The 25,739-nt window shown below is 68.3% G+C and carries 24 protein-coding genes and 2 tRNA genes; 14 read left to right on the forward strand and 12 right to left on the reverse strand.

Annotated elements, in window-relative coordinates; genetic code table 11:
• Positions 1-3 precede the first annotated feature (3 nt).
• The 6 genes from HD600_RS12450 to HD600_RS12475 all read left to right on the forward strand — a co-directional run bounded on the left by HD600_RS12450 (position 4) and on the right by HD600_RS12475 (position 7,053).
• A complete protein-coding gene (locus HD600_RS12450; protein WP_184283998.1) occupies positions 4-1,095 on the forward strand; it encodes a branched-chain amino acid aminotransferase in 1,092 nt (363 codons plus the stop codon).
• An 87-nt stretch (positions 1,096-1,182) separates the two neighbouring features.
• Complete coding sequence (locus HD600_RS12455; protein WP_184284000.1) at positions 1,183-1,959, forward strand: fumarylacetoacetate hydrolase family protein; 777 nt, start codon at positions 1,183-1,185, stop codon at positions 1,957-1,959.
• The gene (locus HD600_RS12460; protein WP_184284002.1) at positions 1,956-3,224 is read left to right on the forward strand and encodes an MFS transporter; all 1,269 of its coding nucleotides are present in this window, start codon (positions 1,956-1,958) and stop codon (positions 3,222-3,224) included. Before HD600_RS12455 ends, HD600_RS12460 begins: the two co-directional genes overlap by 4 nt.
• A gap of 12 nt (positions 3,225-3,236) precedes the next feature.
• A complete protein-coding gene (gene gltX / locus HD600_RS12465) occupies positions 3,237-4,757 on the forward strand; it encodes a glutamate--tRNA ligase (RefSeq protein ID WP_184284004.1) in 1,521 nt (506 codons plus the stop codon).
• A gap of 126 nt (positions 4,758-4,883) precedes the next feature.
• Positions 4,884-4,955 (forward strand) — tRNA-Gln (locus HD600_RS12470).
• A 157-nt stretch (positions 4,956-5,112) separates the two neighbouring features.
• The gene (locus HD600_RS12475) at positions 5,113-7,053 is read left to right on the forward strand and encodes a sensor domain-containing diguanylate cyclase (protein WP_277816230.1); all 1,941 of its coding nucleotides are present in this window, start codon (positions 5,113-5,115) and stop codon (positions 7,051-7,053) included.
• Positions 7,054-7,064: 11 nt separating this feature from the next.
• Here HD600_RS12475 and HD600_RS12480 read toward each other — a convergent pair whose 3' ends face one another.
• Entirely contained in the window at positions 7,065-7,364 is a 300-nt protein-coding gene (locus HD600_RS12480; RefSeq protein ID WP_184284006.1) for a DUF7882 family protein, read from the reverse strand.
• Between the two features lie 40 nt (positions 7,365-7,404).
• Between HD600_RS12480 and HD600_RS12485 the strand changes: the two genes are divergently transcribed.
• Positions 7,405-7,662 carry a hypothetical protein gene (locus HD600_RS12485; protein WP_184284008.1) on the forward strand — a complete coding sequence of 86 codons (258 nt, stop codon included), beginning with the start codon at positions 7,405-7,407 and terminating at the stop codon, positions 7,660-7,662.
• A 36-nt stretch (positions 7,663-7,698) separates the two neighbouring features.
• On the opposite strand, the gene HD600_RS12490 is transcribed toward HD600_RS12485, so the two are convergent.
• Positions 7,699-8,463, reverse strand: a complete 765-nt coding sequence (locus HD600_RS12490; protein WP_241731877.1) for an EAL domain-containing protein — start codon at positions 8,461-8,463, stop codon at positions 7,699-7,701.
• 70 nt (positions 8,464-8,533) lie between these two features.
• On the opposite strand from HD600_RS12490, the gene HD600_RS12495 reads away from it, so the two are divergent.
• The 4 genes from HD600_RS12495 to HD600_RS12510 all read left to right on the forward strand — a co-directional run bounded on the left by HD600_RS12495 (position 8,534) and on the right by HD600_RS12510 (position 13,764).
• Positions 8,534-8,842, forward strand: a complete 309-nt coding sequence (locus HD600_RS12495; RefSeq protein ID WP_144795320.1) for a DUF7882 family protein — start codon at positions 8,534-8,536, stop codon at positions 8,840-8,842.
• A gap of 298 nt (positions 8,843-9,140) precedes the next feature.
• Positions 9,141-10,703, forward strand: coding sequence for a carboxyl transferase domain-containing protein (locus tag HD600_RS12500; protein WP_184284012.1), 1,563 nt, complete (start codon positions 9,141-9,143; stop codon positions 10,701-10,703).
• 5 nt (positions 10,704-10,708) lie between these two features.
• Complete coding sequence (locus tag HD600_RS12505; RefSeq protein WP_184284015.1) at positions 10,709-12,697, forward strand: ATP-binding protein; 1,989 nt, start codon at positions 10,709-10,711, stop codon at positions 12,695-12,697.
• 83 nt (positions 12,698-12,780) lie between these two features.
• Entirely contained in the window at positions 12,781-13,764 is a 984-nt protein-coding gene (locus HD600_RS12510; protein ID WP_338402235.1) for a DNA topoisomerase IB, read from the forward strand.
• A gap of 61 nt (positions 13,765-13,825) precedes the next feature.
• On the opposite strand, the gene HD600_RS15235 is transcribed toward HD600_RS12510, so the two are convergent.
• Positions 13,826-14,563, reverse strand: coding sequence for a M23 family metallopeptidase (locus tag HD600_RS15235; protein ID WP_338402236.1), 738 nt, complete (start codon positions 14,561-14,563; stop codon positions 13,826-13,828).
• Positions 14,564-14,979: 416 nt separating this feature from the next.
• On the reverse strand, positions 14,980-15,183 hold the full coding sequence (locus HD600_RS12520; protein WP_144795312.1) for a cold-shock protein: 204 nt from the start codon (positions 15,181-15,183) through the stop codon (positions 14,980-14,982).
• 187 nt (positions 15,184-15,370) lie between these two features.
• Here HD600_RS12520 and pepN point away from each other — a divergent pair, with 187 nt between their 5' ends.
• Entirely contained in the window at positions 15,371-17,863 is a 2,493-nt protein-coding gene (pepN, locus tag HD600_RS12525; protein WP_184284021.1) for an aminopeptidase N, read from the forward strand.
• Here the strand turns inward: pepN and HD600_RS12530 are convergent.
• Together HD600_RS12530 and HD600_RS12535 are read right to left on the reverse strand one after the other, a co-directional pair.
• Positions 17,848-18,384 (reverse strand): GNAT family N-acetyltransferase, encoded by a 537-nt coding sequence (locus tag HD600_RS12530; protein ID WP_338402237.1) that lies wholly within the window; start codon positions 18,382-18,384, stop codon positions 17,848-17,850. The two genes, pepN and HD600_RS12530, sit on opposite strands and share 16 nt — an antisense overlap.
• Positions 18,381-19,019: an MBL fold metallo-hydrolase gene (locus HD600_RS12535; RefSeq protein ID WP_184284023.1), complete on the reverse strand. Its 639-nt coding sequence runs from the start codon at positions 19,017-19,019 to the stop codon at positions 18,381-18,383. Before HD600_RS12535 ends, HD600_RS12530 begins: the two co-directional genes overlap by 4 nt.
• Positions 19,020-19,171: 152 nt before the next feature.
• Here HD600_RS12535 and HD600_RS12540 point away from each other — a divergent pair.
• A tRNA-Glu gene (locus HD600_RS12540) sits at positions 19,172-19,244 on the forward strand.
• A 124-nt stretch (positions 19,245-19,368) separates the two neighbouring features.
• Here the strand turns inward: HD600_RS12540 and HD600_RS12545 are convergent.
• Both HD600_RS12545 and HD600_RS12550 read right to left on the reverse strand, forming a co-directional pair.
• On the reverse strand, positions 19,369-20,457 hold the full coding sequence (locus tag HD600_RS12545; protein ID WP_184284025.1) for a linear amide C-N hydrolase: 1,089 nt from the start codon (positions 20,455-20,457) through the stop codon (positions 19,369-19,371).
• A 159-nt stretch (positions 20,458-20,616) separates the two neighbouring features.
• On the reverse strand, positions 20,617-21,528 hold the full coding sequence (locus tag HD600_RS12550; RefSeq protein WP_241731680.1) for an aldo/keto reductase: 912 nt from the start codon (positions 21,526-21,528) through the stop codon (positions 20,617-20,619).
• Between HD600_RS12550 and HD600_RS12555 the strand changes: the two genes are divergently transcribed.
• The gene (locus HD600_RS12555) at positions 21,485-22,108 is read left to right on the forward strand and encodes a TetR/AcrR family transcriptional regulator (protein ID WP_338402238.1); all 624 of its coding nucleotides are present in this window, start codon (positions 21,485-21,487) and stop codon (positions 22,106-22,108) included. The genes HD600_RS12550 and HD600_RS12555 overlap by 44 nt on opposite strands.
• Before the next feature lie 9 nt (positions 22,109-22,117).
• Here the strand turns inward: HD600_RS12555 and HD600_RS12560 are convergent, their stop codons facing one another.
• Genes HD600_RS12560 through HD600_RS12575 form a run of 4 tightly spaced genes read right to left on the reverse strand, consistent with a single transcriptional unit; the run spans position 22,118 to position 25,574 of the window.
• Positions 22,118-23,350: an MFS transporter gene (locus tag HD600_RS12560; RefSeq protein ID WP_184284029.1), complete on the reverse strand. Its 1,233-nt coding sequence runs from the start codon at positions 23,348-23,350 to the stop codon at positions 22,118-22,120.
• On the reverse strand, positions 23,347-23,895 hold the full coding sequence (locus tag HD600_RS12565) for an ArsR/SmtB family transcription factor (RefSeq protein ID WP_184284031.1): 549 nt from the start codon (positions 23,893-23,895) through the stop codon (positions 23,347-23,349). The genes HD600_RS12560 and HD600_RS12565 overlap by 4 nt, the downstream gene beginning before the upstream one ends.
• Before the next feature lie 57 nt (positions 23,896-23,952).
• Positions 23,953-25,020, reverse strand: coding sequence for a DUF4349 domain-containing protein (locus HD600_RS12570; protein WP_184284033.1), 1,068 nt, complete (start codon positions 25,018-25,020; stop codon positions 23,953-23,955).
• Positions 25,017-25,574, reverse strand: a complete 558-nt coding sequence (locus HD600_RS12575) for an RNA polymerase sigma factor (protein WP_184284035.1) — start codon at positions 25,572-25,574, stop codon at positions 25,017-25,019. Before HD600_RS12575 ends, HD600_RS12570 begins: the two co-directional genes overlap by 4 nt.
• Positions 25,575-25,739: the final 165 nt, after the last annotated feature.

Raw genomic sequence — 25,739 nt, forward strand, 5'->3', positions numbered from 1 at the left:
ACAATGACAACGACCGAAACCGAACTCGCCCCGCTCGAGTTCGCCGTGACCAAGAATCTCGCGGCGAAGTCCGCAGCCGCCCGCGAGGAGATCCTCAAGAACCCGGGCTTCGGCACGGTCTTCACCGACCACATGGTCGACATCTGCTGGTCGACCAGGGGCGGATGGCACCGACCTCGGGTCCAGCCCTACGGTCCGATCTCCCTGGACCCTGCGGCCGCCGTGCTGCACTACGGGCAGGAGATCTTCGAGGGCATCAAGGCCTATCGGCACGCCGACGGCTCGATCCACACCTTCCGTCCCCGCGCCAACGCCGAGCGCATGCAGCGCAGCGCGCGACGGATGGCTCTTCCCGAACTGCCGACGGAGTACTTCCTGCAGTCCCTGCGCGAGCTCATCGCGGTCGACGGCGACTGGACCCCGTCCGGCGCCGACCAGAGCCTGTACCTGCGCCCCTTCATGTTCGCCAAGGAGGCGTTCCTCGGCGTCCGTCCGGCGGAGAAGGTCGCGTACTACCTGATCGCGAGCCCCGCAGGGTCGTACTTCAAGGGCGGCGTCCAGCCCGTGCGGATCTGGCTGTCCGAGACGTATGCCCGTGCGGGCAAGGGCGGCACCGGCGCGGCGAAGACCGGCGGCAACTACGCCTCCAGCCTCCTGCCGCAGGCGGAGGCCTATGAGAACGGGTGCGACCAGGTCGTCTTCCTCGATCCCGACGGCAACGTCGAAGAGCTCGGCGGCATGAACGTCGTCTTCGTCCACCGCGACGGTCGGATCATCACGCCGCAGTCCGACAGCATCCTCGAGGGGATCACCCGCGACTCGCTGCTGCAGCTCGCCGAGGACCGCGGTCACACCGTGGAGCGGCGGCCCGTCTCGCTGCAGGAGTGGCGCGACGGCGTGGCATCTGGCGACATCATCGAGGTGTTCGCCTGTGGCACCGCTGCCGTGGTGACCCCGATCGGCGCTCTCGTGACGGCGGCCGGTGAGGAGCGGCAGCCGACCGGAGACCTCGCGCTCTCGCTGCGCGAGGAGCTCACTGACATCCAGTACGGCCGCGCCACCGACAAGCACGGCTGGATGCACCAGCTCGACTGATCGTGCCGCGCGCGCATGTCACCGAAGTGGCGGGTTCCGATCATGGAGCCCGCCACTTCTGCAACACGGCGGAGCTAGGCTGGTGCGGTGAAGATCGCTCGGTTCAGCCACAACGACGCCATCCAGTACGGAATCCTCGACGAGCAGGAGCTCGTCGTCCTCTCCGGCGACCCGATGTTCGCCGGCTTCGACACGACGGGGGAGCGGGTGGCTCTGTCGGATGTCGCCCTGCTCGCCCCGGTGATCCCTCGGTCGAAGGTCGTCTGCGTCGGCAAGAACTATCACGATCACGCGGCCGAGATGGGCGGAACGGCACCAGAGGAACCGCTGCTGTTCCTCAAGCCGAACACCGCAGTGATCGGCCCCGGCGACTCGATCGTGCGCCCCACCCTCTCCGCGCAGACGGAGCACGAGGGAGAGCTCGCCGTCGTGATCGGTCGGGTCGCCAAGAACGTCACGGCCGAACGCGCCCTGGAGTACGTGTTCGGGTACACGGTCGCCAACGACGTCACCGCGCGCGACCTCCAGCGCAAGGACGGACAGTGGACCCGCGCCAAGGGGTTCGACACCTTCTGCCCGATCGGCCCCATGATCGAGACGGAGTTCGACACGGCGGACGCGACCATCGAGACCCGCGTCAACGGCGAGGTGCGCCAGCAGGCCCCGCTCAGCGACATGATCCACTCCGTCGAGGAGATCATCGCCTACGCATCCGCGGTGTTCACGCTCCTGCCCGGTGATGTGATCCTCACCGGCACGCCCGCCGGCGTCGGCACGTTCCAGGCGGGGGACACCGTCGAGGTCGAGGTGTCCGGCATCGGTATCCTGCGCAACGGCGTGCGCGACGCACTGCCGGTGGCATGACCGTCCCCAGCGCCGCCGAACAGCGGGCGGTGCAGCGGCGTACGGTCTCGGTGCTCTCGGCGGGGCAGGTGCTCGGCGGGATCGCCTTCGGCGCGACCGTGTCGCTGGGGGCGCTGTTGGCCGCCGACATCTCCGGCGACGATGCGCTCTCCGGCCTCGCCACCGCGTCGGTGACCCTCGGCGCGGCGCTGTGCGCCATTCCGCTCGCGCGACTCGCGACGAAACTGGGGCGAAGGCGCGCCCTCACACTGGGCAACCTCTTCGCGCTGGTCGGCATCGGGATCGTGATCTCCGCGGCCGCCGTCCGGAGCTTTCCGCTGCTGCTGGTCGGCATCGTCCTCATCGGTGCAGGCAACGCGGGGAACCTCCAGTCCCGCTTCGCCGCCACCGACCTGGCAAGCCCGCGCCATCGCGGTCGTGATCTCTCGGTCGTCGTCTGGGCGACGACCGTCGGGGGAGTGGCTGGGCCGTTGCTGCTGGGCCCTGGTGAGATCGTCGGTCAGGCGATCGGGATGCCGCCCCAGACCGGGTCGTACCTGTTCTCGCTCGTGGCGCAGGTCGCCGCGCTCGTGCTCTACCTCGTGGCTCTGCGACCCGACCCGCTGCTGCTGGCGCAGCGGATCCTCGCCGCAGGTGTAGGCAAGACCGCGGTGAAGGAACGCCGCGACCACCCCGTGGCTGCGCGCTATGCGATGTTCGCGATCGCCGCGTCTCACGTCGTGATGGCGTCGGTGATGGCGATGACGCCCATCCACCTGGCGCACATGGCGCATTCGACACACGGCGGCCACGCGACCCCCGCCGACATCTCGACGCTCGTCGGGGTCACCATCGCCATGCACGTCGCCGGCATGTACGCCCTCTCTCCGCTGTTCGGGATCCTCGCCGACCGGTGGGGGCGCCTGCGCGTCGTGCTGCTGGGACAGGGCCTGCTCGCCGGTGCACTCCTGTTCGCGATCACCGTGAACGACCAGGCGTGGGGAGTGATGGTGGCACTCATCCTGCTCGGCCTCGGCTGGAGCGCTGCGACGGTCGCCGGAGCCGCCCTGCTCACCGAGGCGACGACGCCGGCCCTGCGGACCCGGCGCCAGGGACGCAGCGACTCACTCATGAGTTTCTCCGCGGCCGGAGGGGCGGTGCTCGCCGGCATCATCCTGTCGAACTTCCAGTACGGCGGTCTGGCCGTTGCCGCCTCCGTACTCGTCGTCGCTATCGCGGTGCTCTCTCCACTGGGACGGCTGGGGAGTCATACGCCGCACGCGTAGGATTGAGGGGCTATGGCTACTCCTCATCCCCTCACCACCACGGCGACCGGCTCCGATGTGCGCGTGCGCTTCTGCCCGTCCCCGACCGGCCTGCCGCACGTCGGCCTGATCCGCACCGCCCTGTTCAACTGGGCGTACGCACGCCACAACGGTGGCAAGCTCGTGTTCCGCATCGAGGACACGGATGCCGCGCGCGACAGCGAAGAGAGCTTCCAGCAGGTGCTCGACGCGCTCCGCTGGATGGAGATCGACTGGGATGAGGGCGTCGAGGTCGGCGGACCGCATGCGCCGTACCGCCAGTCCCAGCGTCACGACATCTACCGCGAGGTCATCGACACCCTCATGAAGTCGGGTGCGCTCTACGAGAGCTTCTCCACCGCGGAGGAGATCGACGCGCGCAACGAGGCCAACGGCCGCGCCAAGCAGCTCGGCTACGACAACCACGACCGCGACCTCACGGAGGAGCAGAAGGCCGCGTTCCGCGCAGAGGGACGTCAGCCCGCCCTTCGCCTCCGTGTGCCGGACGAGGACCTCACCTACGTCGACCTCATCCGTGGCGAGGTCACATTCCCCGCCGGTTCCTTCCCGGACTTCGTGGTCGTCCGCCCCAACGGCATCCCGCTGTACACGTTCGTGAACCCGGTCGACGACGCGCTCATGGGCATCACCCACGTCCTGCGCGGCGAGGACCTCATGCCCTCGACCGCCCGTCAGCTGGCGCTGTACGCCGCGCTCATCGACGCGGGTGTCACCACGTTCGTGCCGCGGTTCGCGCACATGCCACTGGTGCTCGGCGAGACCGGCAACAAGAAGCTCTCCAAGCGTGATCCGCAGGCCGACCTGTTCCTGCACCGCGAGCGTGGATTCATCCACGAGGGGCTGCTCAACTACCTCGCCCTGCTCGGCTGGTCCATCGGGCCGGACAGGGACGTGTTCTCGCTCGACGAGTTCATCGCGGCGTTCGACATCGCAGACGTCAATCCGAACCCGGCGCGCTTCGACCAGAAGAAGGCCGAGTCCATCAACGGCGATCACATCCGGATGCTGGATGTGAAGGACTTCGCGGAGCGCAGCGTGCCGTACCTCGCCGCCGCCGGGCTCTTCGACGAGCCGACCCACGAACAGCTCGTCCTCGCTTTCCGCGCCGCACCACTCGTGCAGGAGCGCGTGCAGTTGCTCGGCGACGTCCCCGGCATGCTGGGCTTCCTCTTCACCGAGGACGTCTCGTACGCCGCCGACGCGCTCAAGGGACTCCCCGCCAACGCCGCCGAGGTGCTCGACGCATGCGTCGCCGCACTCGAACCGGTCACCGACTTCTCCACGGAGAAGATCCAGGAGGCGCTGTCAACGGCGCTGGTCGAGGAACTCGCGCTCAAGCCGCGCGTCGCATACGGTCCGCCTCGCGTCGCGATCACCGGGCGTAGGGTGTCGCCGCCGCTGTTCGAGTCGATGGAACTCCTCGGGCGTGACGAGTCGCTGCGGCGTCTGGCGGCGCTGTCCGAGTTCCTCGGCCGGCAGGCCACTTCGGAGTGACCGCCCGCGCCCGGGCGCGAACGAGGGAAGACTCCTCCGACGCGCCCGGGGGCGGCGCCCCGTTTTGGTCGCATCCGAGAGATCGGGTAGAGTAGTACCTCGGTGCACGGCTCCGGCTGATGCCCTTGGGGTATGGTGTAATTGGCAACACGGCTGATTCTGGTTCAGTTGTTCTTGGTTCGAGTCCAGGTACCCCAGCAAGACGAGAAGCCCGGAATTCCGCACTTTGCGGATCCGGGCTTCTGTCGTCCTCACGGTCGGCAGCGGCCCGCCAGCCGCGCTGTACAGCATCCGTGCCATAGGCTGAGGGCGTCCGTCGATCTCGTGTCGACGCCGTCACGAGAGGAATCACCACTTGACGGAACTGTTCGCACTGTCGCCGGAGGAATCGGCGCGACGCACGAGCGATGAGAGTGCGCGCCTGACCGAATGCGCGGCCGAGCCGATACGCATGATCGGGCGCGTGCAGTCCCACGGGATCCTGCTCGGACTCGACGAACCCTCCGGCACCGTGGTGCTGGCCAGTGCCAATGCGGAAGATCTTCTCGGACGCGTCCTTCGCGACGAGCACGAGGACCTCGGGCGCATCGTCGCGCACAGCACGGCACTCGACCCCGCGCAGACGGAGTTCGAGGGCCGCGCCGTCGATGTGATGGTGCACCGGGGGAGTTCACCGCTGCTCGTGGAGATCGAGCCGACATCGCGCGAGCTCGAATACACCCGCACCGGGGCAGTGTCGGCGATCCAGCGCCTTGCCGAGATCTCCGAGCTCGACGAGCTCTACGTCGCCGTCGCGAGGGAGATCAAGGCGCTCAGCGGCTTCGAGCGCGTCATGGTCTACGAGTTCCACGCCGACGGCCACGGCCAGGTCGTCGCGGACGAGCGCGAGCCCGACATGGAGCCGTACTTCGGACTGCACTTCCCGGCGTCGGACATCCCGTCCCAGGCACGTGCGCTGTACATCGAGAAGCGCTCTCGTGTCATCGCCGACACAGAGGACCCCGGCGTCCCGATCCTCACGCTGCTCGCAGAGGAGGCGCCGATCGATCTCGGTCCGACCGAGCTGCGCGCCTCGTCTCCCCACCACCTCACCTTCATGCGCAACATGGGGCAGGCGGCCACCTTCTCACTGTCCCTCGTCGTGGACGGAAATCTCGTGGGCATGATCACGTGCGCGCACCGCACGCCCCGACGTCTTCCGGTGCTGCTGCGCCGGGCACTGGAGGTGCTGGCAGGTCAGTTGTCCCTGCAGATGGGGCTGCTGCGGCGCATCCATCACCTCGAGCGCGACATCGACGCCCAACGGCGTCGCTCGGCCGTGATGGCCACCCTCTACGAGCGCAGCAATCCGGGAGAGGCGCTGACGACCGGTGAGCGGACCATGCTCGACATCGTCCCCTCCGACGGTGCGCTCGTCCGGCTGAAGGGCGTCGTGCACACGGTCGGCGTCGTCCCTCCGCCGTCGCGCCTGTTCGCGATCATCGATGCGCTCGGACCGGGGGGTCACGCCCTGGAGGCACTGCCCCTCACTCACCCGGAAGCGGCAGCGACCGTCCCCGGCGTCGCGGGCCTGCTCGTGGTCCCCCTGGGGGACGGAGGCGACTGCATCGTCTACGTCCGCAGCGAGGTCACCCAGACGGTCGAATGGCTCGGCGATCAGCGACCGGAGAACCGCGATCACGCCCTGTCGCCGCGACGGTCCTTCTCCGCATGGCGCGAGAGCGTGACCGGACGCAGCCTGCCCTGGGGGATCCTCGCGCAGGACGCGCAGGACTTCGGCCGTGCGCTCCGGGGTGCGCTGGATGCCAGAGCGCAGGCGGAGCTGGCCGACCTCGCGTTGCAGGATCCGCTCACCGGTCTGCACAACCGCCGCTTCCTCGAGGGGCTCCTCGGCGGCATGGAGGGCGAAGAGGCGGCACGTCTGACGGTCATCTTCTTCGACATCGACGAGTTCAAGAGCATCAACGACGTCTACGGTCACAGCGCAGGCGACCTGGTGCTCTCGGTCATCGCAGAACGCCTGCAGTCGGCGGTGCGCTCCGGCGATGCGGTCGTGCGGCTCGGAGGCGACGAATTCGTCATCGCGTGCCCGGAGACGGAGGTCGCCGAGGCCGAACAGATCGCCACCCGTGCGCTGCAGGCGATCGGTCACCCGATCGAGATCCACGGCGAGTCCATCATCGTCCGCGCCTCCGCAGGGGTCGTCTCAGGAGGAGCCGGAGGCGACATCCTCACCTCGGCGGATGCGGCGATGTATCGCGCGAAGCACGCAGGCGGCGGCCAGGTCTCGGTCTGAGACGTTCGCCCTCAGTGCGAGATGTCGGGCTCGGGAACGATCTGTAGCCCGCCCGGGGAGTTCGCCGTGTCGATGAGCTCCTGCAGCCAACGACGATTGATCTCCGGCATCGACCCTTCGTACTCGAAGCGCAGCGTCAGGTCGGGGGAGACCCACATCGCCTGACGGTTCGATGTCTTCGCATCCGTGAGGGCGAGGGAGAAGCTCTCCTGCCGGCGGAGCTTGGCGAGGATCACCAGCTCGAGATGAGCAAGTGCGCGGTCGTCGATCGGAAAGGATGCCGGTGTCGATCCGTAATGAAGTATGCCCACGCGTCGAGTCTATGGTGTGCGGGCACGATAGCCTGAAGACATGGCGATCGTAAACCGACTGAGTGTCGACGGACGAGACTACTTCCTCCCGGATCCGGTGACGGAGCTCAAGAACGAGATCCTCACCGCGATCAAGCAGGGCGGCGGTTACGTCAACATCCCGCCGCTGCGCGGCGGTCCGGGTATCGACATCCTGTTCTCGCCCGGTATGCCCGTGACCTGGACGCAGATCGACGTGGGCGACCAGGGGGCATCCGCAGAGGACTCCGGCGCCGTCACGGACGAGTTCGACGTCTGACCTCTGGGGCGTCTGCCGCTCTGACGGGTGAGCCCGTCAGCCCAGCATCGCCGCCATGTCGGATGCGGGGACAGGCATCCCCCAGAGGAATCCCTGACCGCGGTCGCAGCCGCGCCGGATGGAACGGTCGAGGTCATCGATCGTCTCGATGCCCTCGGCGACGACGCGCCACCCGTGCTCTCGCGCCGTGGCGACGACAGCACCGATGACGGCGTCCGCTTCGGCGTCCGTCCGCCGTACGAGCGATCGGTCGATCTTCACCTCGTCGATGGGCCAGGTGCGAAGCGCATCCACAGTGGTGTCTCCCGCACCGAAGTCGTCGACGGACACCCCGATCCCGGCCGATCGAAGGTTCTGGAGCCCGACGCGCATCGCCTCGCTGAACTGCGGCGAGGGCGTCTCGGTGATCTCGATGGTGAGAGCGCGCGGGTCGAGGCCGACCTGGTCCACGGCCCGCAACGCGGCATCGGCGTACGCGGTGGAGAAGTGGGACGGAGCGGCGTTGACCGACAGCCCGAGCTCATGCCCGTCGGCGCGCCACGCGGCCACTTGCCGGGTGGCGCGCTGAAGGACGTCGACGTCGAGCGCATCGAGGAATCGACCCTGCTCGGCCAGGGGGACGAACGCGCCCGGTGACACGTCGCCGGCGTCTTCGTGGTGCCATCGGGAGAGCGCTTCGACGCTGACCGGTCGCGCGTCGCTGAAGCGCGCACGGTCGGCGATGTCCCACTGCGCCTGGTAGGCCAGGGAGAGGTTCCCGGACCTCAGTGCTTCGTGGAGGTCACGCGGTTCGAGTGTCATGGACACGATCAGTTCTCCTGAGGGGGCGATGTACATCGTTTCCCGATCCGAGTTCGGTATCCTGAACTCGATGGGAACTCTCACCTATGACTCCAAGGTCACCGCATCGTTCGATGACCGCGTCCTCGCACATCTGCAGCAGGTCATCTGGTCGAAGCTGCGAAGGGGTGAGGCCTTCCCGTTCACCTGGACGGATCCGACGCGTGCGGGCCTCGGTCGTACCTCGGTCTGGTTGACGCCGAATGCTCCGCTGTCTTTCCAGTACTTCGGCAGCCGCACGCCTCGTCTGAATCCGGCATGGATCGACGTGCTCACGAAGTCCGCCAATTCTCCTGGCGGACTCGTCCTGCTGCCTGAACCTGATGGTGCGACCGCCTAGAGCGCGATCCACGTCGAGCGGCGACGGCGGCGCGGCCGCAGCAGGTCTCGCAGTGAGCTCGTGAACCGTGTCAACGTCGTCGGTGCGTATGCATCGGACATCTGGGCCTCCTTTTCGCTGTGTTCTTCTATGTAAGCCCATGGCCCCTCTCGAGCGGTGGGTGTTGACTACCGCCGTGAAATGAGGTAGCGCTTCACCTGGTGGGTGTACCCAGCGGATGATCGCCTCCATAGACATTCCCGTTGTCGGGCAGTAGCCTGATTTCAGTTAATGTTCGATAACCGGATGGAGAGTTGTCATGACTGCACCCGTGACGTACGCCGACCTGGTCAGCGAGTTGCGGGAGCGCCGTCGCCTCGTGGCCCTCGGCGGTCCGGAGAAGGCGCGCACGAGGCACACGGGGCGTGGCAAGATGCTCGCACGCGATCGGATCGATCATCTCCTCGACCGCGGGAGCCCCTTCCTCGAGGTCGCTCCGCTGGCGGGATACGACATGTATGACGGCGAGTGTCCGTCCGGAGGCGTCGTCGCGGGTATCGGGCTCGTGCACGGCCGTCATGTGATGATCATCGCGAACGACGCGACGGTGAAGGGCGGCACCTACTTTCCCATCACCGTCAAGAAGCACCTCCGCGCCCAGGAGATCGCGGCGGAGAACCGGCTGCCGTGCGTCTACCTCGTCGACTCCGGCGGGGCGTATCTGCCGATGCAGGACGAGGTGTTCCCCGACCGCGACCACTTCGGGCGGATCTTCTACAACCAGGCTCGGATGTCGCGAGACGGCATCCCTCAGATCGCCGCGGTGCTCGGCTCGTCCACCGCCGGCGGTGCGTACGTGCCCGCGATGAGCGACGAGACCGTCATCGTGCGGGATCAGGGAACGATCTTCCTCGGTGGCCCGCCTCTCGTGAAGGCGGCGACCGGCGAGGTCGTCAGCGCCGAGGATCTCGGGGGCGGAGCGGTGCACACCCGGGTGTCCGGTGTCACCGATCACCTCGCAGAGAACGACGAGCACGCCCTGCAGATCGTGCGGGACATCGTCGAGACCCTTCCGCCACCCGTGGCGCCCGCGGTGCCGGCGACATCGGCGGCGCCGCCGGAGCATTCGCCGGACGAACTGGTCGACGTCGTCCCCGTCGAACTGACCACGCCGTACGACGCACGCGAGATCATCGCGCGCATCGTCGATGCGGACAGCATCCACGAGTTCAAGCGCGAGTACGGCACGACGCTCGTGACCGCCTTCGCGAGGATCCACGGTCATCGTGTGGGGATCATCGCCAACAACGGTGTCCTCTTCAGCGAGTCCGCGCTGAAGGGCGCGCATTTCATCGAGCTCTGCGATCAGAGGGGAATCCCGCTGGTGTTCCTTCAGAACATCACCGGCTTCATGGTCGGGAGGGAGTACGAATCCGGCGGCATCGCGAAGCACGGCGCGAAGATGGTCAACGCCGTCGCCTGCGCGTCCGTGCCGAAGCTCACCGTCATCGTGGGCGGCTCCTTCGGCGCGGGGACCTACTCGATGTGCGGACGCGCCTACTCGCCGCGCTTCCTCTGGGCGTGGCCCGGTGCTCGCGTGTCGGTGATGGGCGGTCCGCAGGCGGCGTCCGTGCTGTCGACGGTGCGCCGCGATCAGATCGAAGCCTCCGGCGGTGAATGGAGCGAGGCCGATCAGGCGGCGTTCGAGGAACCGATCCGCGTGCAGTACGACCGCCAGGGGAGCCCGTACTACTCCACAGCCCGACTCTGGGACGACGGCATCATCGAACCGGGACAGACCCGTGAGGTCCTGGGGCTGGCCCTCGACGTCGTCACCCGTACGCCCCTCGACACGCCGGGCTACGGCGTCTTCCGGATGTGATCGCCATGTTCCACACCGTCCTCATCGCCAACCGCGGCGAGATCGCCTGCCGCATCATCCGCACGCTGCGCGAACTCGGCATCCGCTCCGTCGCGGTCTACAGCGACGCCGACGCCGGTGCTCGTCACGTGCATCTGGCGGACACCGCGGTGCGGCTCGGGCCTGCGCCGGCCGCACAGAGCTACCTCGACGCCGAGGCCGTCCTCGAGGCTGCGCGCCAGAGCGGAGCCGACGCGATCCACCCCGGTTACGGCTTCCTCGCAGAGAACGCGGGGTTCGCGCTCGCCTGCGAAGCGGCGGGCGTCTCGTTCATCGGTCCGACATCCGAGGCGATATCCGTGATGGGGGACAAGATCACGGCCAAGCACGCCGTCGAAGCGCGCGGCGTCCCCACGGTGCCGGGGGTGGCGCGCTCCGGGATGTCCGACGCCGAGCTCGCGGCCTCAGCGGATGAGGTCGGTTACCCGCTGCTGATCAAGCCGTCCGCCGGCGGCGGGGGCAAGGGCATGCACGTCGTCGACTCGGAGAGTGCACTGATCCCTGCGCTGACCGCCGCGCGCCGCGAGGCCGCTGCGAGCTTCGGGGACGACACCCTCTTCCTCGAGCGCTACATCTCCCATCCCCGCCACATCGAGGTCCAGGTGCTCGCCGATGCCCACGGGGCCGTGGTCCATCTCGGAGAGCGCGAGTGCTCTCTCCAGCGTCGCCATCAGAAGGTGATCGAGGAGGCGCCGTCTCCGCTCCTCGACGAGCGCACGCGGGAACGCATCGGGGCGGCTGCCTGCGAGACCGCGAGAAGCGTGGGATACCGCGGCGCGGGCACGGTCGAGTTCATCGTCTCGGCCGACGCACCGGACGAGTTCTTCTTCATGGAGATGAACACGCGCCTGCAGGTCGAGCATCCGGTCACGGAGGAGGTCACCGGTCTCGATCTCGTCGAGCAGCAGCTCCGCGTCGCGGCCGGCGAGCCTCTCGGGTTCGCGCAGGCGGATGTGGTGCTCCGCGGTCACTCCTTCGAGGCGCGCGTCTATGCGGAGGATCCGGCCTCCGGCTTCCTCCCGACGGGAGGGCACGTCGCGTCCGTGCAGCACCCGCGTGGCGACGGCATCCGCGTCGACACCGCACTCGAAGATGACCTCGACGTCTCCACGGACTACGACCCGATGCTGGCGAAGGTCATCTCCTGGGGAGCCGACCGCGAGCAGGCAAGACGCCGGCTCGTGGCAGCCCTCGGTGAGACCGCCGTGTTCGGCGTCGTCACGAACGTCGAGTTCCTGCGGATGCTGCTCGAGCTCCCCGACGTGGTCGCCGGCCGTCTGGACACGGACCTCATCGCTCGCGAACTGGAGGGATTCTCGTTCGCACGGGCGGAGGACCGCGACTTCGCCGAGGCTGCGCTCATCCTCGATGCCGCCGCGACACGCGACACCGGGCCATGGGCCCGCCGTGACGGCTGGCGGCTGGGCGATCCCGTTCCGCGACGCTATGCCCTCCGGGCCGGGGACGAGGCACGCACGGTGTCCGTCGGGGGAGCGGGCGTGCTGACGGTCGGGATCGACGCGCACGAGCAGTCCGCCGGGGTCGTGTTCCTCGACGACACGCGGGTCTCCGTCGACATCGGTGGATCGGTGCGCACCTTCTCGGCGCTGCGGGGCGAGGAGTCCGTCTCCCTCCTCCGGGACGGCGCCGTCATCGACATCGGGATCGAGCGTGCGCGGCACGCGGCGGACGCCGCGGGACAGGCGGACCCGCAGCTCATCTCGCCCATGCCGGGCACGGTCGTCGTCGCCAGGGTCGCCGACGGGGACACCGTGCAGGTCGGTGATGAGATCGTGGTCGTCGAGGCGATGAAGATGGAGCACGTCGTGCGCTCGGCCGTCGCCGGGACGGTGTCGTTGCGCGTGGCCCCGGGGGAGACGGTGTCGCGCGGCCAGACCCTCGCGGTCGTGACACCGGCCGCGTCCGGGCCGGACACGGCTCCCGGTGCAGGCTGAGCCGATCACGGAGAGTATCCTCGCAAGGATGGCGCACCGCGCCCCGACAGCGCGCCACGCGCCCTGACAGGATGGAGCAGCCAGTGAGCAGGTCTCGCCGCCTTCCGATCTCCAGGGAGCAGATCGATGGGGAGACGGTGTACCGCGACGGTGGTCGCCGCATCCGGAGCAGGCGCGAGATCGCACGGATCGAGTCCCTGGCGATCCCACCGGCATGGACGGACGTGGAGATCGCGCGCTCCTCGTCCGGCAAGGTCATCGCGCGCGGCATCGACGCCGCAGGGCGCACGCAGGCGATCTACAGCCCCGCGTTCCGGCGCAAGCAGGAGCGCAAGAAGTACGCACGCATCCTGCGGTTCGCAGAGCGGTTGCCGCAGCTGCGCAAGCAGGTCGAACACGACCTCCGGCGTCGTCGGCTCGGTGAGGACAAGGTCGTCGCATGCGTCGTCGCGTTGATCGACCGGGAGTTCTTCCGAGTCGGCAACGTCGAATACGCGCGCAAGCACGACCACTACGGCATCACCACGCTCCGCCGCAAGCACACGGACGTGTCCGGTTCCACTGTGACGTTCGACTTCGTCGGCAAGAGCGGCAAGCGGCATGTGAAGAAGGTGCGCGATCCCAAGCTGGTGCGGGTCATCGCCCAGCTCGAGCAGATGCCCGGCTATGAGATCTTCCGGTTCTTCGACGAGGACGGCGACGTGCGCGACGTCGACAGCAAGCGCGTGAACGCCTATATCAAGCGTCACATGGGCGAGGAGTTCTCCGCGAAGGACTTCCGCACCTGGGGCGGGACACTGCTGGCGACGTCGGCTCTGCTCGCCGCCGAGACCCCGGAGGGCACCGAGGATGCCGCGGTCGTCCGTGACGTGATCGAGCACGTCGCCGACCGGCTGGGCAACACACCGACGGTGACGAGGGACTCGTACATCGACCCCCGCGTGTTCGCGGCGTTCGAGGACGGGGTGACGATTCCGCAGCTGCGCGGCGCGATGTCACGGATGCGTCCGCGCAAGCACCTCACGGTGGAGGAGCAGTGCGTGCTGAAGGTCCTTCGGCGCCGCTGACCGCAGAGCCACGGGCGGCAGGGTGCCGCCGGGTCGTCTGAACGACGCTCCCGGGGGGACGTCAGCTGACGCGGCCGGCGAGCCAGGTCATGGGGTCGACGGGGGCGCCGCCGATGTGCACCTCGAAGTGCAGGCACGATCCGAAGACGTAACCGGTGGAGCCGACGTCGCCGATGTACTGGCCGGCCTCGACGCAGTCGCCGACCTCCACGGCGCGAGTGCCGTATCCCATGTGCGAGTACACGGTGCTGACGGCCTCGCCGTCGACGATGCTCTCGATCTGGATCGTGACGCCGTATCCTTCGAAGCTCTCGGTCGACCGTGAGACGCATCCGTCCATCGCCGCCTGGATCGGCTCGCCGATCGGTGCGGCGAAGTCCTGTCCGAGGTGGGAACGACCGGGGCGCGAGGCGCCGAAACCGTCGGTGTACGAGTACGAACCGGCGGCCATCGGGAGGACGACGTGATCGGCGATGGGGATGTCGACGGCGGACGACAGCGGCATACCCGCGGCGAGTGCCGCGGCGACGGCACGAGAGCGCGTCTCCTCGATCTCCTGCGGAGTGGTGGCGGAGAAGCTGCCGCGCGGAGCGATCTCGGCACGGATCTCGTCCGTGGAGCTGAAGGACTGCGCGCTGCCTTCTTCTGCGACCGCGAGCGTCGTGGCGGAGACGGGATCTGCGCCTGAACTGAACGCGGGAAGGGCGACTCCGGTGATGAGTGCGCCGATGGCGAATGTCGCGCCCACCGTCTTCGCCCTCGACCACGACGTCGCGCGGCGTGCCGGTCGCACAGTCACCCGGGGCTGATCCGCTGCGGGCATCCGACGTGCGGCGCCCTGACCGACGGGTCGGGCCGCAGCCGGCGCGACCGGCGGAGCAGATGCGGGAGAAGCGGGAGAGGGCGTGGAGGCGCTGCGAGCCGAGGCATCCTGGGCCGACATGCGTCGCAGGTCGCGCCGCAGGAGAGGTCGAGATGCGCCGGGGGTGTCCGAGGTGGCCGCAGAAGCGGTCTCGGGCGCGCGCTCGGGTGAAACTGAAATCGTGAGGATCCTTCCGGGAGAGCCGGGCAGCTCATCGGTCGATCCTTCAGGGCAGGACCGTTACCGATCTGTAATCTACGGGGTGTCCGAACGATCGTCAAATCGACCGAGGTCGCCGGACACGCAGAAAGCCCGGCCTCGCGATGCTGCGAGACCGGGCTTTCGAAGTCAGATCAGAGGGGACGGATGTTCGTCGCCTGAGGGCCCTTGGGTCCTGCCTCCGTGTCGAACTCGACCTTCTGCGCTTCCTCGAGGTTGCGGTAACCGCTCGACTGGATCGCGCTGAAGTGCGCGAAGACGTCGGCAGAACCGTCATCGGGAGCGATGAAGCCGTAGCCCTTGTCGGAGTTGAACCATTTGACGGTGCCAGTGGCCATGCTGTGTTTCCTTTGGTGTTCGGTGGGCCGATCATCGACCCGGCGGCCGCGCTGTACAGATGCGGCGGTGTCAGAATCTCCCGAGAAGCGGCGAAGACGCGGCGTGACTGGCTCGAGAGGGTGAGGTAGATGAAGGCGGACGAACAACACCATCGTAGCGGAAGTCCGGCCGTGAAACGATAGCGAGATGAGTTCAGCGAATCTGACCAGGCAGGAGTGCGCCGCGCGATCCGCGGCGATCACGCTCAGTGACGTCCATGTCGAGCTGGATCTGCGGCATGCGCGCGACCCGCAGCAGGCGGGTTTCCGCTCGACGACGACGCTCCGTTTCGATGCGACCGCGCCGCAGACGTGGATCGACTTCATCGGCGAGGACGTGCACCGCGTGACCGTCAACGGTCAGGAGCAGCCCGTGGAGTACGACGGCGCGCGCATCTCGGTCTCGGGGCTCACGGCATCCAACACGGTCGTCGTCGATGCGACGGGGCTGTACTCGCGATCGGGGGAGGGGCTGCACCGCTTCGTCGACCCCGTCGACGGCGAGACCTATCTGTACACCCAGTACGAACCCGCTGACTCCCGGCGCGTCATGGCCTGCTTCGAGCAGCCCGACATGAAAGCCGCCTACACGTTCGTCGTCCACGCGCCCATCGGGTGGCACGTCCTTTCCAATCAGTCCGCCGCGTCGGTCGCTCAGGCCGCAGATGCGCAGACCGTGACGTTCGCGCCCACCCTGCCCCTGTCGAGTTACATCACGGCGATCGCTGCGGGGCCGTACCACCGGGTCGATGCGGAATGGACGCGCGGCGATCAGACGGTCGCGCTCGGGGTGCTGTGCCGCCCGTCGCTGGCCGAGTTCCTCGAAGCGGACGAGATCGTCCAGGTGACCAGAGAGGGGCTGGACTTCTTCACGGACGCATTCGCATTCGCGTATCCGTGGGGCAAGTACGACCAGATCTTCGTGCCGGAGTACAACCTCGGTGCCATGGAGAATCCGGGCCTGGTGACCTTCACGGAGTCGTATCTCCCGCGAGGCGCTGCCACGGACGCGCAGCGCGGTGGGCGCGCAAACACGATCCTCCACGAGATGGCGCACATGTGGTTCGGCGATCTCGTCACCATGCGCTGGTGGGATGACCTCTGGTTGAAGGAGTCGTTCGCCGACTACATGGGGGCGCACGCCTCCGCCGCGGCAACGCGGTACACCGACGCCTGGGTGCGCTTCGCCGCGAACCGCAAGGCCTGGGCGTACCAGCAGGATCAGCTCCCCACGACGCATCCGATCGTCGCCGACATCGTCGACCTCGAAGCGGCCAAGCTGAACTTCGACGGCATCACCTACGCGAAGGGGGCGTCGGTTCTCAAGCAGCTCGTCGCCTTCGTCGGCGAGGACCACTTCTTCGAGGGGGCCCGGCGCTACTTCGCCGCGCACGCGTTCGGCAACACGACGCTGGAGGACCTGCTCGTCCAACTCGAGGAGGTCTCCGGCAGGGACGTGCGCGCCTGGTCACGGGCGTGGCTCGAGACCAGTGGGATGTCCACGCTGTCGCTCACCCCTGCCGGCGAGGGGGAGTGGACGCTCGAGCAGACCGATCCGCGTCCGCATCGTCTCCGCGTCGGGCTCTACGACCTCGTCGACGACGCGTTGGCCCGCCGAGACATCCTGGAATTGGACATCACGGACGCGCGGACGACCGTGGAGGCCGGAGCGGCCGATCTCATGCTGCTCAACGACGACGACCTCACGTATGCGAAGGTGCGGCTCGATCCGACATCGCTGACTGCCGTCGATAAGGCCCTGTCGACCCTCGCGCCGCTTCCTCGCGCTCTCGTCTGGGCATCCCTGTGGAACGCCACGCGCGATGGCGAGCTGGCCGCAGTCCGTTATCTGGCCATCGTCGGACGGCATGCTCCGGCAGAGGAGAACATCGGGCTGCTGACGGGCGTGCTCGCCAATGCCGCGCACGCGATCGGGCACTACGTCGCCGAACATGACCGTCAGGCACAGCGAGCCGGCTGGCTCGAGACGACATGGGCGGCGATGACCGACGCAGCCCCGGCGAGCGACGCCCAGCTCTCGTGGGCGCGGGCCTTCGCGGCTGCCGCCTCGTACGTCGACGCCGGTGCGTCCAGAGCGCGGGCGATCCTCGACGGCACCGCACCGGAGGGTCTGCGCGTGGATCCGGACCTCCGGTGGGCGCTGCTCACCGCCCTCGCCACGAGCGGGAACGCGTCCCTCGACGACATCGAGGCGGAGCTGGCCCGTGATGACACGGCCAGCGGGCGGACGGCGGCGGTCAGGGCCAGGGCCTCGCTCCCCGAGCGAGAGGTGCGCGTGCGTGCCTGGCACCGCGCGTGGGACGACACAGGGTTGAGCAACGATCACCTCAGCGCCACCATCGCAGGGGTCAGGGCCGGCGGTCGGCGGGATCTCGTCGACGATCTCGATGCAGAGTACTTCCCGCGGATCATGCCGGCATGGCGAGATCGCAGTATCGAGCTCGCGCGGCGCCTCGTGGTGGGGCTGTTCCCGTCGACCGAAGATCTGGAACCGGTCGACCGCTGGCTCGAGGACGAGAATGCCGCCCCGGGGGCGCTGCGCCGGCTGGTCCTCGAGCAGAGGGATCACCTCGCCAGGGACCTGCGCGTGCGCGCCGCGCAGGATCAGCTCGCCGTCTGAGGAGGCTCCTCGACCGTCATCCCCATCACCGTGCGGACGATCCACGGGTGCGCGTGGTCGTCGGCGATGTGGCTCATTCCGAGGTGTTCGGCGACCCGGCGCGACGCGGTGTTGTCAGGATGGATGATCGCCGTGAGAAGCGTGGGCGCCCACGTTGAACGCACGAGTTCGACGCACGCCGCAGCCGCCTCTGTCGCGTAGCCTCGTCCGTGCAGGCTCCGAACCACGTGATAGCCCACCTCGCGGACCGGGGTGTCGTTGTACGACTGCCAGGTGATGCCGCAGTCCCCGACGAATCGGCCGTCATGGGTCTCGATGATCCACAGGCCGTGTCCGTCGCGCTCGTAGCGGTCCTGCATCCGGGCGATCCATTCCCCGGCCTCCTCACGCGTCCTCGTGGACGGGTAGTACGTCATCACCTCGGGATCGCCCCACAGTGCCGCGACGTCGTCGAGGTCGTCCACATCCATCTCGCGGAAGCGCAGGCGGGCGGTGGGAGCGGGGAGCAGGCGCGCGCTCACAGGTCGAGGGTGTCGCCGGGGTCGAGCTCGAAGAACTCGCCGCCGTGCTGCTCCGTCGCCCACTGGAGCCGCTGACGATGCATGTTGCGGCCGATCACGGAGAGGGTCATGTCGTGGACGCCGAAGGCCCTCCGCGGGCGGACGGCGAGGACGAAGTCCATCGCCTCTCCGATCTTGAGCCACGGCGCACCGAGCGGGGCCGCGAGCGTGTCGACCTCGACACCCTCCGGGACCGCGTAGGAATCGCCCGGGTAGTAGAGCTGGTCGTTGACGAGCACGCCGACGTTCTGCACGCGGGGGAGTGAGGAGTGGATGACGGCGTGGTCGCCGCCGAAGAAGCGCATCGTGAACCGGCCGGCGGTCACGGCGTCACCGGGGGAGACGACGGTGATCTCATGATCGTCCGTCGCCGCCGCGACGCCCGCCGGCGCGAAGATCGGGATGCCCGGTGCATCGCGCAGGATGCGGTCGAGCTGCTCCGGCGTCCAATGGTCGGGGTGCTCGTGGGTGAGGACGACACCCACCACGCCGGTGAGGGCGTCCAAGGGGGTGGTGAACGTGCCGGGGTCGATGATCAGCGTGTCGCCGCTCTCGTCGAGCCGGAGCGTGGCGTGTTCATGTTTCGTCAGACGCATACGCCGAGTCAACTCCGTTCCGGGCGCCTCGGCAAACGTCCGGAGCGAGACGCGCCCGGGAATCACGCCGAAGCCGCCTCAATTTGGCGGACGTGAAATCCCCGTGCCATACTTGAACAGTTGTCGCGGCACGGAAACGAGCCGCGAGACCTGGCCCCATCGTATAGCGGCCTAGTACGCCGCCCTCTCACGGCGGTAACGCGGGTTCGAATCCCGCTGGGGTCACACAACACCGAGAACCCCCGGCTTCTGCCGGGGGTTTTCGCGTTCCGGACGGAGACGTGTCGGCGGCATCCCGCGCGTCGTGGTCACGAGGAGAGCGCGCCGCCGAAGCGACGCGCCCTCCGGTTCACTCGGCCTTCTTCTTGTGCCCGACCAGGCGCTGGACGGCCTTCTTCACCGCCGCGAACTCGTCCTGCTCCCGTGCGACCCACTCCAGGGCGTCGACACCCGCTGCGCGCAGCCCGCCGATGAGCTTGCTCTCGTCCGTGAACTCCGCGCTGACGTTGCCGGCGAGCCCGCCTTCGAGGGCGAGGCGGCCGAGCAGGTTCAGCTTCTGCACCTTGGTCCCCTCCTCGAAGCCCAGCTCGTCGAAGTCGACCCAGACGATGTTGGGGCGGGTGGTGGATTCGAACGCGTAGCGCTTGTTCGTCAGGTCGAGGACGACCTGCCAGATCGTCTGCGATGCGTCGGGCTTACCCGGTTCCGGCGTGCGGAACGGCTGAGCGGCGTTGCGGATGATGCTGAACATCGCCGCGATCGCGTCGATCTGTGTCTTGGGCTGCACCTGGCGGGCCACATAGTACGAGGCACGCGCGAAACGGTCGCTGGCGAGCGTCGAACCGGGGAGCGGCTTGTCGCCACCCAGGCCGTCGATCTCCTTGACGAGCTCGAGCTGCTTGTCGAAGGTGGGGGAGTTCGTCATGACCTGGTACTCGCGGCCGTGGTAGACCTTCGGCTTGCCGTCGGTGTACTCGATGATCGCCGAGTCGCCGGTGGCGTCGTCGATGGCGAGGTGCAGCGTGGGGACGAGGTGTCCGGTGGGGTCAAACAGCTGCGCGATCTGGACCTGACTGGATTCGGTCCACTCGACGGCCTCCGCCACGGTGGCGAAGTTGTCCAGGTAGTACTGCAGCCAGATGGCCTGGCTCAGCTGAACGGCGTCGGCATCGGGCTTGCCGTAGTCAGACTCGGCGAGCCACAGGATGTGTCCGGCGAAGCCCTCTTCGTTCATGCCGTCGGTGGCGATCAGGTCGAAGGCGGTCGCCACGACGCTGCCGTACTTCGCCTTCCAGGTGAGCGTGTTGTTCGCCCCGTCCGACCGCTCGATACCTCGCGGCAGCTTCCAGAGGTTGGTCAGCAGGTCCATGTGGAAGTCCATGTTCCGGCCTACGATGACCGATCCATCGGCGTCGGGCCATACAACTCGTGTGCACATCGGTGTCACGTGTCCTTTCTTCGGGAGCGCCAGCTCACCGTGAGGATATTTCCGCCAGTGCCCGACCGGTGAGCGCCGCGCGACAAATCGCCCGGCGCATCACCCGGTCCTTCCCCCGCACTGACCTGTCCCCGCAGGAGGTCGCCGTCCGCGGAGCGTTCAGGCCGCCGACCGCTCCTCGGCGGGACGGCGGCGCAGCACGGCGGATTCGATCGGCGGGGTGTCGTACTCCTGGTCCATGCGACCGACACCGGTCCCCGGCGGAACGATGGCGTCGATGCGATCCAGCAGGTCGTCGGAGAGGTGGACCTCTGCCGCCGCGAGGAGATCGTCCAACTGGGCAGGGGTACGCGGCCCGATGAGTGCGGCCGTTACACCGGGGTGGGCGATCACGAAAGCCAGTGCGAGGTGTGTGAGCGGCATGCCGGCCTCGGCGGCCAGCGGGATGAACTTCTCGACGGCGTCGATCCGTCGCTCGTCGCGGAGGGCGGCGAACCGGGTGACGCGGCGAAGATCGGATTCCTGGCCGCGTCGGACGCGGCCGGTGAGCATCCCACTGGCGAGCGGGCTCCAGATGACCGTGCCCATCCCGTACCGCTGTGCGACGGGAAGCACCTCGCGCTCGATCGAGCGGTCCAGCAGCGAATAGTGCGGCTGCTCCGTCCGGAACCGTTCCAGCCCGCGGCGCTCTGCGACCCACTGCGCCTCGACGATGTCGGAGGCGGGCATGTCGGACGTGCCGATCGCCCGCACCTTCCCGCTGCGCACGAGGTCCGTGAGCGCGGACAGCGTCTCCTCGATGTCGGTGTCCGGATCGGGGCGGTGCACCTGATAGAGGTCGAGGTGGTCGGTCTGCAGCCGACGCAGCGAGTTCTCGACGGCGGAGATGATCCAGCGGCGCGAGCCGCCGCGGTGGTTCGGGTCGTCACCGATCGGGCGGGCGAACTTGGATGCGAGGATCACGTCGTCGCGCCGTCCCTTCAGGGCCCGACCGAGGATCTCCTCCGAGTCGCCGTATGCGTCGGCCGTGTCCACGAAGTTGATGCCGGCGTCGAGTGCGCGGGCGATCATCCCGTCCCCGGAGACCGCGCCTCGACGCAAGCGGGCGGATGCTCTCCGGAACACGGAGACCATCCTCGAGGCGGCGAAGGCGGTCTTCGCCGAGTCCGGCGTCGACGCCCCCATGCGAGACATCGCGGCGCGCGCCGGAGTGGGTGTCGGAACCGTCTACCGCAACTACGCGGTGCGATCGGACCTCATCATCGCGGTGTTCCGCAGCGAGGTGGATGCCACGGCCGCGGAAGGTCGCAGGATCGCGGAGGACAATGAGCCCGCGGACGCCCTTCGCCTGTGGGCCGCACGGTTCGCGCGCTTCATCGCGACCAAGCGCGGGCTCGCCGACGCCCTGCACTCCGGCGATCCGGCGTATCAGACCCTGCCGGCGTACTTCCTCGGCACCCTCGCACCGCAGCTGCAGAGCATCCTGGATGCCGGAGCGCGCGCGGGGACGATCCGGGACGATGTCCGGGCCGAAGACGTGCTTCATGCGCTGAGCAGGCTCGCCGATGGCGCGGAGGTCGGACCGGGGAACGGCGCAGGCCGGATGGCCGACGTGTTTCTCGACGGGCTGATCCTGACGACCACGACGTGATCCCGGCGATCAGCGACGGAGCGTGAGCTCCCGGAATCGAGGGTTGCGCAGCGGGAACCACATCATCGCCATGAGCGCGCATCCGAACACCGTGAAGGCGATCCAGATCTCCGTCGCCGCAGCGAGGGCACCGAAAGCGGCCATCGCCAACGGCATGAGCACGTCGTCGCCGAGGCGGGTGATCGCGCTCATCCGACCGAGGTACGCGGTGTCGACGGTTGCGGCGAACGTCGCGCTCAGGAGCACGGAGGCGAAGCCGGCGGTGAGGCCGATGAGCAGGCAGCCGATGCCGGATGACCAGACCGGGCCCGCTCCCACCAGGATGATGCCCGCACCCTGGGCGACGAGAGCTCCGAAGCCGCCCAGCGCCTCCCGCCGCGGGCGCCACTTCGTCACCGCCAGGGCGCCCAATGCCGCGCCGAACCCGATCAGCGCCTCCAGCACCCCGACCGCCTCCGCGCCCCAGCCCTCCTCATGCGCGCGCAGCGCGATCCCGATCCCGGTGGCCGGCCCCACGGCGAGATTGAGGCCAGAGAGTGCGATGACGAGCGTGCGGGTGGTCGGCGCCTCCTTCAGGTGGGCGAAGCCGCGGACGATTCCGCGGAGCGCGGATTCGCGGGCCGCTCTGACCAGCGCGAAGCGCGGGCGCAGCCAGATCGCGATGAAGGCGATGACGAGCGTGAAGGTCAGCGCGTTGAGTGATGCGCTCCCGGCTATGCCGGCGTAGGCCACGAGGAAGCCGCCGAGTGCAGCTCCGCCCATGGTGCCCAGTCTCGTCGCCGTCTGCATCACCGCGCTGTATGCCGGCAAGTCATCGACGCGCACGAGCCGGCGACCGATCGTCGCCGCGGACGGCTCGTAGAAGGCGTCGCAGATGCCGAACGCCACAGCCGCCAGCAGCAGGACGAGCACCGTCGGCGGATGGCTCAGCACCCACGCCGCGGTACCGATGAGGACAGCGACGCGCACGGCGTTGAACGCGATCATGACGTGACGTGCGTCGGCACGGTCGGCGAGCACCCCTCCGAACAGGAGCACGACGGCGCGCGGGACGGCACCTGCTGCGACGATGACTCCGGCGACGGCGGGGGAGGTGATCTGCACCGCCGTCCACGCCAGCGCAATTGTCCAGATCGCGTCTCCGGCATCCGAGAGTGCCTTGACCGAGATCCACGCGTGGACGGCGACGTCCCGCGAGAAGCGCGGAGGCTCGCGCAATTGGATCGGATCGGTGGAGGTCATGGTGTCGTCGGGAATCCGTGGGCGAACACGAACACGGGACGCCGCTGCGTGCCGTCCTCAACATCGATGGAGCGCCGCCACCGGTCGATCGTGGCGTTGAGCGCCTCGGAGAGCGCTGCGAGTTCCTGCGCTGACGCCCACGTGAGAGTGTCGGTGCTGAAAGCGGCACGATTCCACTCGGGATCCCGCGCGCCCTCTCGGTGCCAGGCGGACAGCCGTCCGACATGGGTGGAGATGTTCGCCCGTTCCGCGCTGCGGGCGAGCACGGCGTCGGCCGGTGAATCCGCGAAGTCCGCCACCGACCAGCTCAGGCTCCGCCCCGAGGACCGCCACCAGCTCGTGCGCTTGTCACCGGTGGGGTCGTCGGCGCGTTCCACCAGCCCTGCACGCTCGAGCATCCGCAGATGGTGACTGATGCTGCCGACCTGCTGGTCGAGTGCGCGCGCAAGGCGGCCGACCTGGCTCGCTCCGTACAGGCCCAGGTGGTCGACGATGCGACGCCGTACCGGGTGGTGGACGGCGGTGATCGCCCCGATGTCTTCCATGCGACTCACGCTAAGCGCGAGTCGCAATGTCCACAAGACTTCTTGTATACCCCGAATTCAGCTGATCTCGCGGTTGTGGGTTCGACGTCGCGCGCCTCGGATCAGCCAGAACACCGCCAGAGCGACGCCGATCAGGGCGAGCCACGGGAGCGCGAATCCGATCGCGACGACCACGGCGTTCAGTGAGACGATCAGGCCGTTCCACCCTGCGAGCAGTCCGTCCGCGAAACCGTCGGGCTCTGCGGGGGCGACACTCGTCCGCTCGGTCAGCTCGACCTGCAGCGAGGACATCGCGACCTCGTCCTCGAGAGAAGCGAGCTGCTGGGTGTAGGACTCCAGCTGCGCCTGTCGGTCCGTGAGAGCCATCTCGGCATCGATGAGCTCTGAGACACTGCCCGATTGGGCCATGAGCTCGGTCAGCCGTTCCACGGACGCCTCGGCCGCGTCGATCCGTGCGCGGAGGTCGATCGCGGCTGCCGTGACATCCTGCTTCGATGTCGAAGAGGACGCGACCTCGCCCACCTCACCCAGCTCCTCGATCGCTTCGGTCAGGGTCTCTGCGGGGACGCGGATGCTGATCCACCCGTATCGTCCGTCGGGACGCGGCACGATCCGCTCATCCGTCCGCGCGACGGCGGTCAGGTCAGTGGTCTCGACGTAGCCGCCGAGGTCTGTCGCGAGGGCGGTCACGGCCTCTGCGGCTGCTCGGACATCGTCGACACGAAGCGATGCCGACGCTGCGGCGATGATCTCGCGGTCGGTCACACCGGTCTGCACGCCGCCCGCGGCATCCAGCGACACGCCGTCTGGTGCGCTCATCTCCTCCGCTCCGCCTCGCGCGCCATCCGAATGCCGCGCCGTCGCGTCCACCGCGCTCCCGGTGGTCGTCGAGGTCATCGTCAGGATCGGTGCCGTCACCACGACACCGGCCGCAAAGGCGGCGGCGACCCCGATACCGGTGAGCCAGGCGCGCCGACGGGGGCGTCGGCGGATCACCGTCGGCGTGTGTGCCGGCGTGCGCTCGGCGGCGATCGTCTCGAAGACGGCCTCCTCGATACGTCCGATGCTCTCCTCGGAGAGTTCGGGCAGCTCGACGGAGGCGTCGGCGGGGATCTTGTCGTTCATGCGTCTCTCGCTTCCTGGACGGCGTCACGCAACTGCGTGCGCACCCGTGAGAGACGGTTCCGAACGACGGCGGTGGTCACCCCGAGCTCGTCGGCCGCTGCTCGATAGGCGTAGCCCTCGACGGCGCAGAGCCGGAGGATCTCCCGGTCGAGCGCGCCCAGGGTGCCGATCTCGTCGGCGATCCGGTCAGCGAGGGCTCCCGTGATGATCTGCTCCTCCACGTCGACCGTGTCCGGTACGTCCTCGCCGACGGCATCCGTGGTGTGCGCCTCGTCGCGTCTGCGGCGGCGCATCCGGTTGGCTGCGTGGAACCGGCAGATCGTCGCCAGCCACGGCAGAAGCGATTCCCCGGCGAGTTCGAGGCCGGGCAGTTTCCGCCACGCGGTCACGAACGTCTCCTGGGTCACGTCCTCGGCATCCGTGGGGGAGCGGAGGATCCCGTGAGCGATCCAGTAGACCGGGCGCACGTGGGCGCTGTAGATGCGGCGAAAGGCGCTCTCATCGCCTGCCGCGGCGCGCGCCGCGAGGTCCTGGTCCTCAGATCGCTCGGACATCCGGTTCCTTTCGGTGTCTCTCACTGAGAAGTGTCGCGAGATGACTCATCGTCTCAGAACGCCCGACGAGCGGAAGCTCCGGTATCATCGGTGGAGCGAGAGGGAGTATCCCGGATCTCCGCGTTCGTCACCACGAGCACCGACACTGTTGCTCCGGACGCGGGC

The sequence above is a fragment of the Microbacterium ginsengiterrae genome (assembly GCF_014205075.1).
GTDB classification, from domain to species: domain Bacteria; phylum Actinomycetota; class Actinomycetes; order Actinomycetales; family Microbacteriaceae; genus Microbacterium; species Microbacterium ginsengiterrae.

What these genes read in the sequence shown, in the direction of transcription:
- HD600_RS12450 (WP_184283998.1), top strand. Translation starts at nt 4, where the DNA reads ATGACAACGACCGAAACCGAACTCGCCCCGCTCGAGTTCGCCGTGACC.
- HD600_RS12460 (WP_184284002.1), top strand. Translation starts at nt 1,956, where the DNA reads ATGACCGTCCCCAGCGCCGCCGAACAGCGGGCGGTGCAGCGGCGTACG.
- gltX (WP_184284004.1), top strand. Translation starts at nt 3,237, where the DNA reads ATGGCTACTCCTCATCCCCTCACCACCACGGCGACCGGCTCCGATGTG.
- HD600_RS12485 (WP_184284008.1), top strand. Translation starts at nt 7,405, where the DNA reads ATGGCGATCGTAAACCGACTGAGTGTCGACGGACGAGACTACTTCCTC.
- HD600_RS12490 (WP_241731877.1), bottom strand. Translation starts at nt 8,463, where the DNA reads ATGACACTCGAACCGCGTGACCTCCACGAAGCACTGAGGTCCGGGAAC.
- HD600_RS12495 (WP_144795320.1), top strand. Translation starts at nt 8,534, where the DNA reads ATGGGAACTCTCACCTATGACTCCAAGGTCACCGCATCGTTCGATGAC.
- HD600_RS12500 (WP_184284012.1), top strand. Translation starts at nt 9,141, where the DNA reads ATGACTGCACCCGTGACGTACGCCGACCTGGTCAGCGAGTTGCGGGAG.
- HD600_RS12505 (WP_184284015.1), top strand. Translation starts at nt 10,709, where the DNA reads ATGTTCCACACCGTCCTCATCGCCAACCGCGGCGAGATCGCCTGCCGC.
- HD600_RS12520 (WP_144795312.1), bottom strand. Translation starts at nt 15,183, where the DNA reads ATGGCCACTGGCACCGTCAAATGGTTCAACTCCGACAAGGGCTACGGC.
- pepN (WP_184284021.1), top strand. Translation starts at nt 15,371, where the DNA reads ATGAGTTCAGCGAATCTGACCAGGCAGGAGTGCGCCGCGCGATCCGCG.
- HD600_RS12535 (WP_184284023.1), bottom strand. Translation starts at nt 19,019, where the DNA reads ATGCGTCTGACGAAACATGAACACGCCACGCTCCGGCTCGACGAGAGC.
- HD600_RS12545 (WP_184284025.1), bottom strand. Translation starts at nt 20,457, where the DNA reads ATGTGCACACGAGTTGTATGGCCCGACGCCGATGGATCGGTCATCGTA.
- HD600_RS12550 (WP_241731680.1), bottom strand. Translation starts at nt 21,528, where the DNA reads ATGATCGCCCGCGCACTCGACGCCGGCATCAACTTCGTGGACACGGCC.
- HD600_RS12560 (WP_184284029.1), bottom strand. Translation starts at nt 23,350, where the DNA reads ATGACCTCCACCGATCCGATCCAATTGCGCGAGCCTCCGCGCTTCTCG.
- HD600_RS12565 (WP_184284031.1), bottom strand. Translation starts at nt 23,895, where the DNA reads ATGGAAGACATCGGGGCGATCACCGCCGTCCACCACCCGGTACGGCGT.
- HD600_RS12570 (WP_184284033.1), bottom strand. Translation starts at nt 25,020, where the DNA reads ATGAACGACAAGATCCCCGCCGACGCCTCCGTCGAGCTGCCCGAACTC.
- HD600_RS12575 (WP_184284035.1), bottom strand. Translation starts at nt 25,574, where the DNA reads ATGTCCGAGCGATCTGAGGACCAGGACCTCGCGGCGCGCGCCGCGGCA.